Consider the following 15327-nt stretch of genomic DNA (forward strand, 5'->3'; position numbering starts at 1 on the left):
ATGGCGATATTCGCTATATTGCCATGCATGTCAGTGGGTTAGAAGCATTCCAGGGGGCGGTCTCACGGATTCAGGTTCTAGAGCTTGGTTTTGTGGCAGGCCTACTCCATGATATAGGAAAAACTTTTACCTACGATTCGCAAGGTAAGCCAACTAATGCATGGAGCCTCTGCGAGCACGACGCTCTAACTCTCGAAGCATGTGCCATTGCTCTGGCTTATCTGGATCGCCATGAGCCGGAACTGGCCATCACGCTCAGGCATGTTTGGACCTGTGCCTCTCCGGGAGCACGTTACGGAGTTCGCCCCGCCACAACTCTTGCAAAGTACGTTAGAGATGCCGACGGACAAAGTGTCTTCTCCAACAAACAAGCTAGAATTTTCAGAAGCTCAAAATACGGAATGAAAAAATATGGAAAAGAAACTTTCTGGATCCCAAAAACCCAATCACTCAATAAAATAACCATGATAGGAGACCAGAAGAAATAGAAAAAATCGTAAAAACCCTGACTCCAAAAAACCAGAGCCAGGGTTTTACTTATTAAAAAAACAAAACAGGCAGATTATAAACTGCCTCTATAAAACAATCAAACCTCACCAACATCAAAAACTTATAAAGACCCCGCTACCTTTCAGCGAGAGTATACAAGCCCATTCTTAAAAGGCGGATTTGCTTGAACTGCAGGGATGAGCTCTCCCAGAGTCAAGCGGCCCCGAAGCTCAGACTAAGCGCTCCACCGGGCTCAATGCACGACTCGAACACAGTGGACTGTTTCAAACTACTCCCGAGGTATTGATGTCAGCAATGGCGCCTCATTAATGCTCTCTACGCGGTTCCGACCATCGCCCTTGGCCTGGTAGAGGATGCGATCAGTGCGATCAAGGAGGACGGCTGCGCTCTCATCAGGATTCAGTTGCGCGACGCCCGATGAAAGGGTCTGAATGATGCGAGGCCCCGGCATCGGAGTGGCCGAGACTACTACCCGCAACCGTTCCACAGTGCTGACAGCAGCTCCGAGGACTGTGTTGGGCAGAATGATCAGGAACTCCTCACCACCTTTGCGGATCACCTTGTCATATTGGCAAAGGGTATCTGTCATCCGATCAGCAACCTCAAGCAATTCCCCTGAAGGCTAGAAATTGACACCAGGGATGATCGAGCATGCCGGCAGCAAAGCCGGCTAAAGTTCTCTGCTAGGTGGCCGATACCCGTACGAGGCCCCGCCCTATGTCACCTTCATCCAGCCGCCGGACACTTCCGATGCCGTTCACTGAAGCCAAGGAACACGCGCCAGGCAGCCTGCATGAGATCTTCGCCGATCCATACAGTGCCTTTGACAACATGACCACGGAGCGCCTGCTGCACCTCCGAGTAGCGATTGGCGAACTGGTGAGGCGCCCTATCCGGCAGGACAAGCTCGTGCTGCGAATCATCCACGGCTGGGAAAATGGCGGGTGTTCGCCGGAGACACTGTGTCATCGCGACTATCGAATAGCCTCTCTCGACATCCTGCGTACCATCGAGGCCCACATCAACAAGACCCTGGAGTGCCAAACCAGCTGCGAGGGTGTGGCCGGCGAGTTACTGGGCAGACCACTGACTAACGCCATCTGCAGCGCCCAACAGGCTGGCATGACGGTTGACAACGAGAGCCGCCAGACTCCTTCACGTTGGCCTTCCTTCACCAATGGCTTGTGGCTGTACACCATGTTCAAGGTCTATCACCGACTGATCTATGGCGAGGATGATCCCTATCGCTCCATTCACCTTCGCCTCCCGGAAGGGGAGAGAGAGGTTCACGAGTTTCACCTGGAGGAAGGGGAATTTGCAGTCATGAAGCCCAGAGAGGACGCCGAGGGGGACAGCATGCTGCTGCTTCACCCAAGCCAGCTATCATCGGTGCTGATGCTACTTGAGCAAACCTGCTGACAATAGATTCAACTCAATGGGAGGATCGAAATGAAGCGACCACCCTCACTGAAGGTAAGCCGGTACACGCCATACACCCCCTCTCGGGTAACAACGTGACGCAGCGCCACGGCAGGAAAAGCCACTCGCCGGCCATCCAGGCTGCGCGTATACACCTGCTCTACCCGGCCCTCGTAGTGAGCGAGGCAGGCGTCATAGGAAAGTTCGATAACCACATCAATACTGGGCATGCAGAGGCACAGGTTGCTACCGCCAGGAAGGTTGGCAATACTCTAGCATGCCGTGGCCCGAACAGCGGGCGCCACAAGAAGGGTGACCCATGTTCGCATCAACTGTAGTCGGTCCGGTACCTGTTCAGTTCGGCGTTCAGCCTCAGCCCAGCGCAACCACTGGAGCACCGGAAAGCCAGGGAGTTTCCAGCAGCGCCTCCCCCACTGACAAGCCCACCCAGGACCGCGACGCGGAGCGCTCCCAGCGGCCTGGAGAAAGCGAGGCTGCAACCAAGCCCAATGGCGAAACATTAAGCGACGTTGAACTGCGCCAGATCGAACAGATGAAGGTCACCGACCAGGAAGTCCGCCGCCATGAGCTCGCACATCAGGTAGCGGGAGGCGCCTACACAGGAGGCCCCAGCTACACCTATGAACGGGGCCCGGACGGTAACCGCTACGTCGTGGCGGGCGAGGTACCGATCGATTATGGCCCAGTGCAAGGCGACCCACAGGCAACGATCGGCAAGATGCAGCAGGTGATCAGTGCCGCTCTGGCCCCGGCCGACCCATCTCCGAAGGATCATCAGGTTGCCGCCCGTGCGCGCGGCTACATGATGGCAGCGCAGCTTGAGGTGGCCCAACAGCAAAGCGAAATGGACAGCGCCCGGGATGGAGCCTCCGTGACCGCCGAGGTCCGCGGAGGTAACAGGGCCCCTTCATCCGATGATGCCGATGCTGCTGCAGCAACCCGGCCTGACGCCACCCAGGGCCGCCAGATATCGGTCGACACGGCTCTCAGTCAGTACGACATCATCGCTCGCACGGCCAGCAGCGGCGCACAGGAGGCCCTGCAGAGCCTGGCGTGACGGAGTCGCCACGGTACGCCTGACCTTTCGAGCAAACCAGGTGGACTCGGGGCCAGCATGCCACTGGGCCATAGGAAAACTTCAAGTTTGCCTCCCGACGGCCGACAACATTCCCATGCCCGCCACTCCATCCCTGGGAGAACTACCGCAATGCGCCACACCCTCGCCCTCTGCTGCCTGGCACTGCTGCTGAGCCTGGCCGGGTGTGCCAATCACCAAGGCGCACTTCACAATGCACCGCCGCCGCCTTCGCTTGACGACGCCCTGAATGACGCTGTCGCCAAGATGCTGGAGACCTTTCCTGCTCTCACCGAGCGCAGTCCCAGCGTGGTAGCCGCAAGCTGGATCGATCTCGAGGCTCCCGGCATTACCACCCCCTTCGGCCGCCTCGGTGCCGAACTGGCACTCTCCTCCCTCGCCCAGGGCGGCATCACAACACGGGAAGTCTTGCTGGAGGGCAGCGACCTTCTAGTCAATCAGGATGGCCTTTCAACCCCCAGGAACCGCACACTCCGGCAGGCAAACCTCGGCAATGACGGCGCCATACTGATGGGCACCTACGTTCAGGGGCAGGAGAACCTCTTTGTGACACTGCGTGTGGTGGTACCGCGTAATGCCACTATCCTGGCTAGTGTTCAGCTGAGCCTGCCTCTGGATGACGACCTTCAGGCGTTGCTGCGCCGGAACTGAAAGTCAGCGAGCCTGGATCGTCACCTCGACCCGCCGATTGCGGGCCCTGCCATCGGCCGTATCGTTACTTTCCAGTGGCCGCGTATCCGCCAGCCCCACTGCACGCAGCCGCGACGGCTCGACCCCTGCCGCCACCAATGCCTCGACAATGGCAATGGCGCGACTACTGGACAGCGCCCAGTTGGAAGGAAACCGCTCGGTGCTGATCGGGCGGCTGTCGGAATGCCCCTCGACCGAGACCTCCCCGGGGTAGCGCTCAACCAGCTCGCGCAGCCTGCCTGTGACCAGCGTGAAACCCTCATCGGTCAGCTCCGCTTCCGCAGTGGGGAAAAGCAGCCGATCTTCCACTCGCAGCCGCACGCCTTCGGGAATCCGTGAGACCTCCATGCCCTCGAGGTCTGGCAGATAGGGCGACTGTCGTAGCGACTCCGACACGAACCGCGCCCCGGCTATCGCCTGATCATCCACTTCCTGAAATCCAGCCGGAGGATTGTCCGTGAGGATCAACAGGGTATCGGCAAGAGGAGCCGTCAGGTCCAGACCGCTTGGCAGAACGATGGACGGGGGCGCCGCGGGCTGCGACGCGCTCTCGGGAGCCTCGGTTCGAGCAAGCTGTAACGGCGGTGACGGCTCTCGCCGAGGCAACCCCGCCACACCCAGTGCTGCGGCGATCGCCGAGGGCGCCAGCTGCCTTGCTGGAGACGCTGCGCCCCGGGATTGCTGCCTGGCCTGACGCAACGGCTCCGGCAACGGTATGCCCAGCTGCGGCTTTTCTGGAGCTGAAGCCAAGGCCTCGACTCCCGGCGCCCCGGAATCAACAAGGCCCGGTCCTACGCCGATCCTCCCCAGCGCGATCACCAGCACAAGCAGGGCCACAAGCAGGGTCATCACATCGATGTAGCTGATCATCCAGCCACCGGGATCATCATCCGGCGGCAGCGGCTGCATCAAGTTGTCATGTCGCCCGCGTCCGCGGTGCTCGTCGATCATGGTACCCGGGCCTTCCTGAGGGTGGCGTGAAAAGAGCAACCTTAGGGCGGCACCCTGCTTGACACAACCACCCTCACCCTACCCTAAGCAGTGCTGGCCAGCTTCTATCGGCGACTTCCGCCGTGTCGGCGGCAATAGAACAGCGCGTTCTCAAGATTTGTCGCGTCTGGCCGATAAAAATAAACATCATACGGGACAAGGCGGCCCGCCATCCCAGCATGGTTGCAACCATATCACTCACCGCTTAAAGGATGCGCAATGCCCCAGTGTGCCCGAGGCCCCCATCGCTGTGCCCGCTGCGATGGGCCACTGCCATTCGACTTCACTATGGCGTTTCAGCCTATCATCGACCTCGCCAGTGCTCGAGTGACCACGTTTGAAGCCCTGGTGCGGGGCCCAGGAGATGAATCCGCCTGGAGCGTGATTTCTCAGGTGACCGATGAACTGATGTATCGCTTTGACCAGGCATGCCGCGTAAAGGCCATCGAGCTCGCCAGCCGGCTGGGCATGCGTGAGCGACTGTCGATCAATTTTTTGCCCAATGCCGTGTACGAACCGGAAGCCTGTATCCAGGCAACACTGGAAGTGTCAGAAAAGGTTGGCTGGCCCACCGAACGGCTGGTCTTCGAATTCACCGAAACCGAACGCGTAACCGACCAGGCACACCTCAAGCACATCATCGACAGCTACCGAGAGATGGGCTTTACCACCGCGCTTGACGATTTCGGCAATGGCTACGCCAACCTCGACCTGCTGACCGTGCTTGAGCCAGACAAGATCAAGGTGGATCGTGAACTGGTCATGGGGTGCGATCAGGACCCCCGGCGTCAGGCGCTGCTTCACGCAGTACATGGGCTGGCAGCGGAGTTGAAGATCGAGATCATCGCCGAAGGGGTCGAGACCCATGGTGAAGCGCTATGGCTGGGACGTGCTGGCATCACTCGCCAGCAAGGGTTCTTTTATGCCAAGCCGGTTCTCGAATCATTGGGCGAAGACCTGACTCCACGCCTGGAAGCCTTACGCCGGGAGTTATACGCACACACACCGGCTTGACGAACTGTCAGGTAACATCAACACATATTCGAGATGCCATGCCTGATATACGCCATCTGCTGAACGCCACCGAGCATGGGGGTGACCAGATATCTCATGGGTGATACACAAGCGAGACTGATGAAGCGCGCCGACGCAGCACTTCACACGGCCAAGGACGAGGGCAGCAACCGCATAAGAGTTGTGTAATCAGGGACTTTCCATGAACGCCAAACGGACAACAATAATGTCACTGGACGAGGGAAACCTACCTTACCGCGTAAGGGACGTGGCCCTGGATGTCGGCCTGCTGATGATTGCGGCTACCTTTGCGCTGCTGGGTGGCGCCGGGCTCGTGGCCCACATCCTCGAAGTAGCGTACCCGTTGAGCGGCCTGATGGCCGCCGATGCGGCACTGACCGGGTTCCTGGCGGGCACCTGTCTATTTAGCTGGCTTTATGGTTGGCACAAGCTGCGTTATCTGGCCGCTTTACCGCTTGCGGTCATTACCCTCTATACCCTGAGCCATAACACCTGGGCGGGAAGCCCCTGGGAGGAGGTCTCCTGGGTAACGGGAGGGCCCAGGATCCTGTCACCTGCCGCGTTGCTGCTCCTGCTCGTTGCCCTGTGTACAAGCATCGGCACCGCCAGGCACTGGCGTCGCCTGGCCTGGGGGCTCAGCGGGCTGCTGATGCTTGCAGCTGGAACTCTGTCACTGACCATGATGCTGATGCCCTCCAGCCGCACCAGCTGGGCTTCCGGCTTCGTATCCGCTCCGATGCTGGCCACCCTGTATGCCTTGCTGGGCGGTGTGGCCATGCTGGGTGGCGCCTGGCGAGGTAGCCGCCCAGTTTTACCGATCGGCCACCTCACTCTGCTCAGTGCAGTTGCTGGGGTCATGGTGAGCTGTCTGGCCTGGTACGTGCTGACCTGGAATGCCCAGGCCGCTATTCAGCACCAGGCCGCCACCCTGTTAGATAGCGCCGCACTCAATGCACGGCGAGTCATGGCCACACAGCTGAATCTTGTCCAGCGCCTGGCATGGCGACAAGGGAACCAGGGAGGCTCCCGGCAAGATGGGCTATGGAATCAAGATGTGGATGCCTACCTGCGCCACGCTCCCTACCTGCAAGGACTGGCTCTGATCGGTCAGGATGCCTCTGTCGATGACCTGCGCCCTGCCCTCCCTCTGGATCAACAGGACCAGCTCGTCTCCTTGACCAACCCAGTAACCCGCGACTGGCTTACTCAGCGCTGGGAGACCCCCCATGTCATGGTGGACCCGAGGGATTCAAGAACGCTGCTGGTGGCGGCCCCCATGCAGGAGAGCGGCAGCCTGCTCCTAGCGACCATGGACCTCGAGCATCTACTGACCAGCCAGCTTGGCATCGAACTAGGCAACTTCCGCCTCTCGGTCGGCGGAGACATGCCCTACCTAGAACTTCGCGATCCCGGGCACGCCCATCAGCACGAGATCAAGCGCCCCATGCCACACATGGAACGGCGGCACGTCGGCCTGCCTGGTGGTGCACGCCTGACCTTTGACGTACATATGGATTCTCTCCCGGCCATGCTCAAGGCCGGCATAATGCCCGGTAGTTTTGCCATCTCCGGCCTGACACTGAGCTACCTGCTGGCCCTGAGCCTCGGGCTGGTCAGGCTGGTCCTTGGCCGCTCTCGAGAACTGCTGGCCGCCCGTCAGCGCCTTGAAACTCAGTACGACCTGGAGCAGCGATTTCGGTCTCTCTACCTTTATCACCCCGATGGCGTCTTCTCGATCGACCACAGTGGCCGCATCGTATCGGCCAATGCCGCCTGCAGCGAGATTACCGGACGACAGAACGAAGAGGTGCTGGGTTCGCATTTCTCCTTCCTTCTCCAACCCCATGATACCCAACGCATGCAGGAGATCTTCACCACCACCCTGGCAGGTCAGCCCGGCCGCACTGAGCTGCAGATCCAGCATCAGGACGGCGAATTACGATCGATCGACCTGACCGCCCTACCTATCATCGTCGCGGGAGAGACCCGGGGTGGCTTTGGCATCGCCAAGGATATTACCCGTCAGCGAGAGCACGAGGCTCAGATCGCCTATCAGGCAACGCATGACCTGCTCACCGGCCTGCCCAACCGCACCCTTCTCGACGAGCGCCTGGAAGAGACCTTCCTCGAGGCGCGCAAGAATCCGTTGCCGCTGCTGGTGATGCACCTCGATCTTGACGGGTTCAAAGCGGTCAACGACGGTCTCGGCCACACCATCGGCAATGCACTGCTGGTGGCTGTCGCCGAGCGGCTACGGACGCTGCTTGCGCCCGGCGACACCGTCGCGCGGATGGCAGGCGACGAATTCTGCCTACTGCTGCCTGGCCGCCATCGCGACGCCGGCATCAACCTGGCAAACCGTATCCTGGCCGCCTTGAGTCGTCCCTACTACCTGAAGAGGAAGGCCGTACATATCAGTGCCAGCATCGGCACCGCCAGCAGCGAAGGCGAGATTAGCCATGCTCAGGAACTCCTCCAGCAGGCCGACCTCGCCGTGAGCGACGCCAAGCGCCAGGGTCGCAACACCTGGCAGTGGTACCAAGGCGATGGCCAGAGGACTACCGCCGAAGAGGTGCTGTTACGCCACGACCTCTACACCGCGCTGAATAACGAGGAGTTCGCCCTGCACTACCAACCCATAGTTGAGGCCAGCAGCAGTCGCGTGCGCGGCTTTGAAGCATTGATCCGCTGGCACCACCCCAAGCGAGGCCTGATCTCTCCCGGGGTCTTTATCCCCCTGGCAGAGCAGACAGGACAGATCATCCCCCTGGGAAGTTGGATCCTGCGTCGGGCCTGCCGGGATGCCGCAGAGCTCCTCGCCGAAGCCGAGGCAACAGCCACTGTGGCGATCAACATCTCGTCGCTACAGTTCCGTCGTCCCGGTTTCCTGGAAGAGGTCGAGCAAGCCCTGGCGGAGAGCGGCCTGGCGCCCACACGGTTAGAGCTGGAGGTCACCGAGAGCATCCTGCTGGACGGGGTCGAGCAGGCCAGCGAGCTTATCCACAGACTTGGCACCTTGGGAGTAAGGGTCGCACTGGACGACTTCGGCACGGGCTTCTCCAGCCTCAGCTACCTGCGCGACTTGCCGATCCACAAGGTCAAGCTGGATCGTGGTTTCATTCACGACATCACCACCAATGTCCGCAACGCCGCCATCGTCCAGGGGGTGATTACCATGGCGCACCATATGGAGATGGTAGTCGTGGCAGAGGGCATAGAGACTGACACACAGCAAGAGGAGATGCGCCGCCGCGGCTGCGACCTGTTGCAGGGCTTCTACTTTGCACGGCCAGCACCGCTTGTCGACATCACTGCTCAGCCCCTATGCGAACCTGCTCACTCTGCATGGCCACAGGGTGATGCAGCACACCGTGACTAGCGCAGCGCGAATTCAAGGCGTGACGAAGAAGCCCATGGATCGCGGGGCATGCAAGATCGATTGCTTCGCCGGTAAATGTGTATAGAATTTACCTATATACAAAAAATCGGCCTATAGTATTGATTCAGGTCAATAATAACTGCTGCCTGCGCAGGTGACCGACATGGCTCTTCCTACCCTGTATGCCAACCCGTCAGCCGCGGTGATTCGTTCGCTTCTGCAACACACACATGATGTCTCGGTGTACGCCAAGGACATGGCCTACCCCCTGCGAGCGGAGGTGCATGAGCTCGACCTCAGCAATGGCCGCCTGATCCTGGAGGTGGAGTATGCCGGCAGCGATATCGAGCGCTACGTGGTCAATGGCGGCATCAGCTTCGACCTGGAAGCGGTCAAGGGGCCCCAGGCGCTGGAACGCGAGACCTATAGCCTGAGCAACGTCGCCGCCCGCCTGCACAAGACCGACAGCACCCTCTACCACCTGGAGTGCCAGCTGCCGGAGTCGGTGTTCGTCGCCGAGCAGCGCGGTGCGATTCGCATCCCCTTCATCCTCGGCATGCAGGCGCGGGTCAGCCTTGACGTCTACCTGCACGAGCTCAACGTACCGGGACGACTGCGCAACCTCTCCGTGGGGGGCTGCATGGTGGACATCGACCTGTCGGAGAGCGTGGCGGTCAATGTCGACCAGGAGATCCCTGGCATCAGCATCGAGTTTCCCAACGGTGAAAGCTTCTTCGCCGAAGGTAAGATCCGACACATCAGGCCGTTCGGCAACCACGGTTATGCGGTCGTGGGCGTGCAGTTCATGCAGCTGACCACCCACCAGAGCGAGGCGCTGTTTCGCTATGTGACGGAATCTGAGCGTGAAGCGGCCTACCGTACTGGAGCCAACGACAAGCTCGACTACCACTCCCCGCTCTTCATCCCCGGGGCCAAGGAGAAGAAGATTCTGCAGCGTGAAGCCCAGGAGCGCGAGAAGCGCGCCCGCCAGTCGCCCATGGAGCGCGGAGTAACGGACCTCGCCCACCGCCTCCAGGTGGGGCTGATGTACATGAAGACCCGCCACCTCTTTCCCGAGGAGATCTTCTACGACTGCGTCGACACCCTGCGCTACCTGGTGGAACAGGACCGCAAGGCGTTCCTCTTCGCCCTCTCGCTGCTGCGTGACGAGCCGGAGTGGGTCCGCCATGCGGTGCAGGTGGCCGGCCAGCTGGCCGACATGCTGCTGACCCGGGACCCCCACGACCCCCGGGTGCGCGAAGCGGTGCTGGGCGCCCTGCTGCACACCCTCGGCAAGCCACTGCTGATCGGGCCACAGCTGCCCTCGCTCAAGGTCAACATGACCCCGCCGCAGAAGGAGCTGCTGCGCGGGCATGTGGCCGAGCTGCGCGACAAGCTCAAGGCGCTGGGCTGGGTGCCCAGCCCCACCTGCCGCGAGGTGATCGAGAACGCCAACGAGCGCCTCGACGGCACCGGCTATCCGGCAGGCCGGCGTGGCGACGATCTCTCGGAACTGGTGCGCTTGGTCGCGGTGATCAAGGCAGTCAATAAGCTGCTTCACGTGCGCAACGGCATTCCGCCGCGCACCCCGCTGGACGCCTACCGCATGATCCACGAGGCGGCCACGGCCTATGACAAGACGGTGCTGGTGGAGTACATCCAGGCCTACGGGCTCTACCCGATCGGCAGCCTGGCCAAGTTCTCAGGAGGCTTCCTCGCCTGGGTGCTGGACATCGACGGCAAGGGCATGCCGACCCAGGTCAAGGTGGTCAAGAACCTGCGCTTCCCCGATACCAACATCAACAGCGAGCTGGGCAGTGGCGACTTCTCCCAGATCGGCAAGCTCGAGGACATCGTCAACCCCGCCGATTACGGCGTGACGGTGCACAAGGTGCAGTAAGCAAAAGCCCCGGAGCCAAGTGGCTTCCGGGGCAACATGGCCCACATGGACCCGGTCGATCCACCTCTCCTCAGAACTCTTCCCACTCCGGCTCGCTCGCGCGGGCCGATTGCCGCCCAACAGCGCCCGTCGCCGGCGCGGCACCTGGCACCTCCACACCCCAACCAGCCGATGCCACTGCAGACGGCGCCCGAGGCGTCTCCTCGGCGGGCCGGAAAGGCGCCTCTGGGGGCGCCTCGCCGATTTCCCGCTGCGCAGCATCCACCTTGAAGGTATCGATCAAGGCGGCCAGGCGTCTGGCCTCATCCTCCAGGTTGGCCGAGGCCGTGGAGGTCTGCTCCACCAGGGAAGCGTTCTGCTGAGTCATCGCATCCATCTGGGTGACTGCGGCACCGACTTGGTCGACCCCCGACTGCTGCTCCTTTGCCGAGAGCGCCAGCTCGTCTACCAGGGTGGCGACCTGGCGAATCGCCCCGACCACCTCGCGAATCTTCTCGCCGCTGCGTCCCGCCTGGGTCGAGCCCTCGCTGACCCGCCGGGTCACCTCCTCGATCATGGTGCGGATCTCCCGCGACGAGTCCGCAGTACGGCTGGCCAGGGTACGCACCTCACTGGCCACCACCGCGAAGCCCTTGCCATGCTCGCCGGCGCGGGCCGCCTCCACCGAGGCGTTGAGCGCCAGGATGTTGGTCTGGAAGGCGATGGAATCGATCACCTCGATGATCTCGCTGATTCGCCGCGAACTTTCCTCCATGTCACGCATCTGGGCGACGGTCGCCTCCACCTCCTGGGCACCAGACTCGGCCTGCTCGGCCGCCTCGCCGGAAAGCTGGTTGGCGCGGCCGGCCGTTTCGGTGTTGTGGCGCACGGTGGAGGCGATCTGCTCCATGCTGGAGGCGGTCTCCTGCAGCGCCGAGGCCTGCTCCTCGGTACGTGAGGCCAGGTCCTGGCTGCCCGCGGCGATATGCGCAGCCCCGGTGGCCACGCTATTGCTGCTCTGCTGCAGAGTCCCCACCAGGTGGCGCAGCCGGCCCTGCATGTCACCCAGCGCCGTCATAAGCTGGCCGATCTCGTTGCGCCCTTCGCAGGGAATGCGCGCGGTCAGGTCGCCCTTGGCTATACGTCCACAGTGGGCCACCGCCTCGCGCAGCGGCGTCACCACCCGGCGGGTGATCAGCAGGAAGACCCCCACGGCGACCAGCAGGGTGAGCACCACCGCGGCGACCTGCAGGCGTGACAGCCAGGCCGACACGGACTCCGCCTTGGTGTAGCGCATCTCGGCGCGTGTTTCGGAGAAATGGATGAAGTCGCGCACCAATTCCGCCAGGCGATTGCCGGACTCGGTCACCTGGCCGCGAAAGGCAAAGATCCCTTCCATATCGCCGTCGAGCACCGCCTCCTTGAAGCCTGGGCTCATCAGCTCGGCGTAAGTGTCGTCGATCGCATTTACGAAGCGGGTGCGCTCGCTGGAGGCTCCGATGGTCACGTCACGAAAGGCCTCGATACGCTCTTCGGCGCGCTGCAGGGCTTCCCCCGCCAGGGCGATCTCGCCGGAGGCGTCCTGCTCGCGTCCCGCACGGGTGTATTCGCCGAAGCGCACGATATGGTTACGCATCTCGGCGACATTGATCTCCATGCGGTTGGCGGCATTGGCCTGGGCGAGGTTGATGCGCGCCAGGTCGTGCAGCGCGGCGCCGCTGACCCCCTGGGCATGGAAGCCAAGCGCGCTGATCCCGAGGATCAGCGCCACCAGGATACCGAAAGCCGTAAACAGGCCGGCACGAATGGTCAGGTTGCGCATCGAGTTCTCCCTTCGACGGATGCTGCGCGGCAGAGTGCCACGATAGATATGAACCTATCTATCGACATATGAAGGGAAAACTTGAGCCGTCTTGACCACAATCAGTCTCGGCAGAAGGGCCAGCTTAAGATGCTCCGGGCTGTGCAGCGAGACGCCGTTCATGAGATTCGTGAAGGCGTTATGAGCCTATATGCACATGTCACTAAAGTTCAGGCAACTCCCGTCGATAGCGCGAACTCGGCCGGAACCACGCCCCGGCCGAGCGCGAGCCAGGGCTGCCTCGCTCGCCTTTGCAGTGGCCGACAGGAGAGTCGGCCTGACACACCACTGGAACTGAACGAGAACATGAACCAGAAAATGATCCGCACAGGCCTTGCCTCTACCCTTATCGCTGCCTGCCTGGCTACTGCCGGCACCGCTCACGCCCTCGACATGAACGACTCCAGAGTCTCCATCGGCGCCGGGGCAGGCACCACCGGCCTGGGCCTGGATGCTGCCTGGCGCCTGCACGACAACTTCAGCGTTATCGCCGGCTATCACGGCGGCCTGGAGTGGGACGGTGACCACGATACTGACGAAGCCACCTACACCGGTGACATCGACCTGCAGGCCGGCTCGCTCAAAGTGGCCTACCACCCCTTCGGCGGCCGCTTCTACCTGACCGCGGGCGCAATGCTACCGGACATGGAAGCCAACGTGGTCGGCACCGCAAAGGACGGTCAGGAGTACGAGTACAACGGCAATACCTATGACGCCAGCGACGTCGGTTCCCTCAACGGCACCCTGACCATCGCCGACGGCGTGCAGCCCTACGTGGGTCTTGGCTGGCGCAGCAGCCATGAGCGTGGCCTCGGCTTCTTCTCCGAGGTGGGCGTGATGAGCACCGACGTGGAGGTCTCGCTCAGCAGCTCCGAGAACTTCGAGAACAATGGAACTACCGAAGGTGACAAGTTCAACGCTGACCTGCGCAAGGAAGAGCAGCGTCTGGAGGACGAGGCCGACGAGCTCTCCGTCTATCCGGTGGCGATGTTCGGTATCAGCTACACCTTCTAAGCGCCTCAGCTCCCGAGCATGGAGGCCAGGCGAGCTGCCTGGTCTCCGCCCCTCAAGACCGGTACCGTCTCCCTTTCACGACGTTAACGTCGCCCTCTTGCGACACCCGAGCCGCCACACTACTCTGGCCGGAGTGCCCCTCACCTGCGGCTTCGCCATGCCTCTCCAGCCTTCCGTCTCGACCTTTCACGCCCTGCTCAGCCAGCGTCAGGATCGCGCCCTGCTCCAGGAGATCTGGGAGCACTTCCCCGAACACATGTTCCTGATTCGAGTGGAGTCGCCGCAGCGCTTCGTTGTGGAGGCGGTGAACCCCGCCCAGCAGGCCACCATCGGCTACCCCTGCGTGGGGCTGACCATGGAGGAACTGCTCCCCGACCCCGAGCAGGCCCGCAGCGTCACCGGCCACTACCGTGACTGCCTGGCCTGCAACCACCCCATCCGCTACGAGGAGACCGGCCACTTCCACAAGGAGAATGACGTGCTCCTGCACTGGCTGACCCTGCTGGTGCCGCTTCACGACGACGAGGGCAATATCACCCACCTGTTCGGCATCTCACAGAACGTCACTGAGCTGCGCCTGGCGCGCCAGGCCCTGGAGGAACAGAACGCCCGCCTCGAGGCACTGGTGGAGGAGCGCACCGCCGAGCTGAGGGCGATCAACGCCCGGCTCGAGGCGCTGGCCAGCCGCGACGAGCTCACCGGCATCGCCAACCGTCGCCAGCTGACCGCCCTGACCGAGCACGCCATGCAGCGCGCCCGCCGACAGCACGCCCCGCTGGCGCTGGTGATCCTCGATATCGACGGCTTCAAGGCGATCAACGACACCCAGGGCCACCTCGCCGGCGACGCCATCCTGCGCGAAGTGGCCAAGACCCTGACCGAGACCCTGCGCGAGAGCGACCTGATCGGCCGCTTCGGCGGCGACGAGTTCGTGGCCGTGCTGCCCGACACCCGGGCAGAAGATGCCAAGCATCTCGCCGAGCGCCTGCGCGCGGCGGTGGCCCAACACTGCGGCTGCACCCTGGGCCTGGGCGCCGCAGACTTCACGCCCCACGACGACTTCACCTCGCTGGTGGAGCGCGCCGACCGCGCCCTGCTGCGTGGCAAACGGGCCCGGGGCGTCTCGCGCTGACCGGTTTCAGAAGTACCACGACATCCCCAGGCTGACCTCATGGGCATCGTCGTCGCCCTCCACCCCGGCGCGCAGGTCAAGGGTCTTGCCCAAGGCGAGTCGGTGCTGGAGCCGCCAGCGCGTGCGGCGCCCGGGCTCGCCCTTGAGCGCATCCATATGCGAGAGCTGCACCAGGCTGCGCTGGCGGGTGCTCCAGTGGCTGAGCACGCCGAGTTGCGCCATGGGGGCGACGGGGCCGGCCTGGTGACGCTCGCTGCGCAGCCGGCCGCCGATCATGGCGAACGGCAGGTGGCGGCCCAGG

Annotated in this window: 14 protein-coding genes and 1 pseudogene; 9 read left to right on the forward strand and 6 right to left on the reverse strand. The window is 62.2% G+C overall.

The features are described from left to right. The coding region (locus SCI24_RS16885) for an HD domain-containing protein (RefSeq protein ID WP_412930069.1) at nt 1-488 on the forward strand (488 nt) is incomplete at its 5' end. Between the two features lie 290 nt (nt 489-778). Here SCI24_RS16885 and SCI24_RS16890 read toward each other — a convergent pair. After that, on the reverse strand, nt 779-1120 hold the full coding sequence (locus SCI24_RS16890) for a GGDEF domain-containing protein (protein WP_318726489.1): 342 nt from the start codon (nt 1118-1120) through the stop codon (nt 779-781). A gap of 140 nt (nt 1121-1260) precedes the next feature. Here SCI24_RS16890 and SCI24_RS16895 point away from each other — a divergent pair, with 140 nt between their 5' ends. Continuing rightward, the gene (locus tag SCI24_RS16895; protein ID WP_318726490.1) at nt 1261-1929 is read left to right on the forward strand and encodes a hypothetical protein; all 669 of its coding nucleotides are present in this window, start codon (nt 1261-1263) and stop codon (nt 1927-1929) included. A gap of 8 nt (nt 1930-1937) precedes the next feature. On the opposite strand, the gene SCI24_RS16900 is transcribed toward SCI24_RS16895, so the two are convergent. Next, nucleotides 1938-2159: a DUF2835 family protein gene (locus SCI24_RS16900; RefSeq protein ID WP_318726491.1), complete on the reverse strand. Its 222-nt coding sequence runs from the start codon at nt 2157-2159 to the stop codon at nt 1938-1940. A gap of 89 nt (nt 2160-2248) precedes the next feature. Between SCI24_RS16900 and SCI24_RS16905 the strand changes: the two genes are divergently transcribed. Beyond that, complete coding sequence (locus SCI24_RS16905) at nt 2249-3007, forward strand: putative metalloprotease CJM1_0395 family protein (protein ID WP_318726492.1); 759 nt, start codon at nt 2249-2251, stop codon at nt 3005-3007. Here the strand turns inward: SCI24_RS16905 and SCI24_RS21575 are convergent. Beyond that, nucleotides 2999-3079: pseudogene (locus SCI24_RS21575) on the reverse strand (hypothetical protein); the annotation flags it as partial. The gene SCI24_RS16905 and the pseudogene SCI24_RS21575 overlap by 9 nt on opposite strands. A gap of 78 nt (nt 3080-3157) precedes the next feature. Here SCI24_RS21575 and SCI24_RS16910 point away from each other — a divergent pair. Continuing rightward, the gene (locus SCI24_RS16910; RefSeq protein ID WP_318726493.1) at nt 3158-3697 is read left to right on the forward strand and encodes a FlgO family outer membrane protein; all 540 of its coding nucleotides are present in this window, start codon (nt 3158-3160) and stop codon (nt 3695-3697) included. A gap of 3 nt (nt 3698-3700) precedes the next feature. Here the strand turns inward: SCI24_RS16910 and SCI24_RS16915 are convergent, their stop codons facing one another. Further along, nucleotides 3701-4687 carry a flagellar motor protein MotB gene (locus SCI24_RS16915; RefSeq protein ID WP_318726494.1) on the reverse strand — a complete coding sequence of 329 codons (987 nt, stop codon included), beginning with the start codon at nt 4685-4687 and terminating at the stop codon, nt 3701-3703. A gap of 258 nt (nt 4688-4945) precedes the next feature. Between SCI24_RS16915 and SCI24_RS16920 the strand changes: the two genes are divergently transcribed. From SCI24_RS16920 to SCI24_RS16930, 3 genes are all read left to right on the forward strand, one after another. Beyond that, nucleotides 4946-5740: an EAL domain-containing protein gene (locus SCI24_RS16920; protein ID WP_318726495.1), complete on the forward strand. Its 795-nt coding sequence runs from the start codon at nt 4946-4948 to the stop codon at nt 5738-5740. Nucleotides 5741-5966: 226 nt separating this feature from the next. After that, nucleotides 5967-9140, forward strand: coding sequence for a putative bifunctional diguanylate cyclase/phosphodiesterase (locus SCI24_RS16925; RefSeq protein WP_318726496.1), 3174 nt, complete (start codon nt 5967-5969; stop codon nt 9138-9140). 163 nt (nt 9141-9303) lie between these two features. Next, nucleotides 9304-11040: a PilZ domain-containing protein gene (locus tag SCI24_RS16930; RefSeq protein WP_318726497.1), complete on the forward strand. Its 1737-nt coding sequence runs from the start codon at nt 9304-9306 to the stop codon at nt 11038-11040. Nucleotides 11041-11110: 70 nt separating this feature from the next. Here the strand turns inward: SCI24_RS16930 and SCI24_RS16935 are convergent, their stop codons facing one another. Continuing rightward, on the reverse strand, nt 11111-12841 hold the full coding sequence (locus tag SCI24_RS16935; RefSeq protein ID WP_318726498.1) for a methyl-accepting chemotaxis protein: 1731 nt from the start codon (nt 12839-12841) through the stop codon (nt 11111-11113). A gap of 432 nt (nt 12842-13273) precedes the next feature. Between SCI24_RS16935 and SCI24_RS16940 the strand changes: the two genes are divergently transcribed. Together SCI24_RS16940 and SCI24_RS16945 are read left to right on the forward strand one after the other, a co-directional pair. Beyond that, nucleotides 13274-13894 (forward strand): hypothetical protein, encoded by a 621-nt coding sequence (locus tag SCI24_RS16940; protein ID WP_318726499.1) that lies wholly within the window; start codon nt 13274-13276, stop codon nt 13892-13894. A gap of 157 nt (nt 13895-14051) precedes the next feature. Continuing rightward, nucleotides 14052-15026, forward strand: coding sequence for a diguanylate cyclase (locus SCI24_RS16945; protein WP_318726500.1), 975 nt, complete (start codon nt 14052-14054; stop codon nt 15024-15026). Between the two features lie 6 nt (nt 15027-15032). On the opposite strand, the gene SCI24_RS16950 is transcribed toward SCI24_RS16945, so the two are convergent. Next, the coding region (locus tag SCI24_RS16950) for a hypothetical protein (RefSeq protein WP_318726501.1) at nt 15033-15327 on the reverse strand (295 nt) is incomplete at its 5' end.

It is taken from the genome of Halomonas sp., assembly GCF_033549285.1.
Classification (GTDB): Bacteria; Pseudomonadota; Gammaproteobacteria; order Pseudomonadales; family Halomonadaceae; genus Halomonas.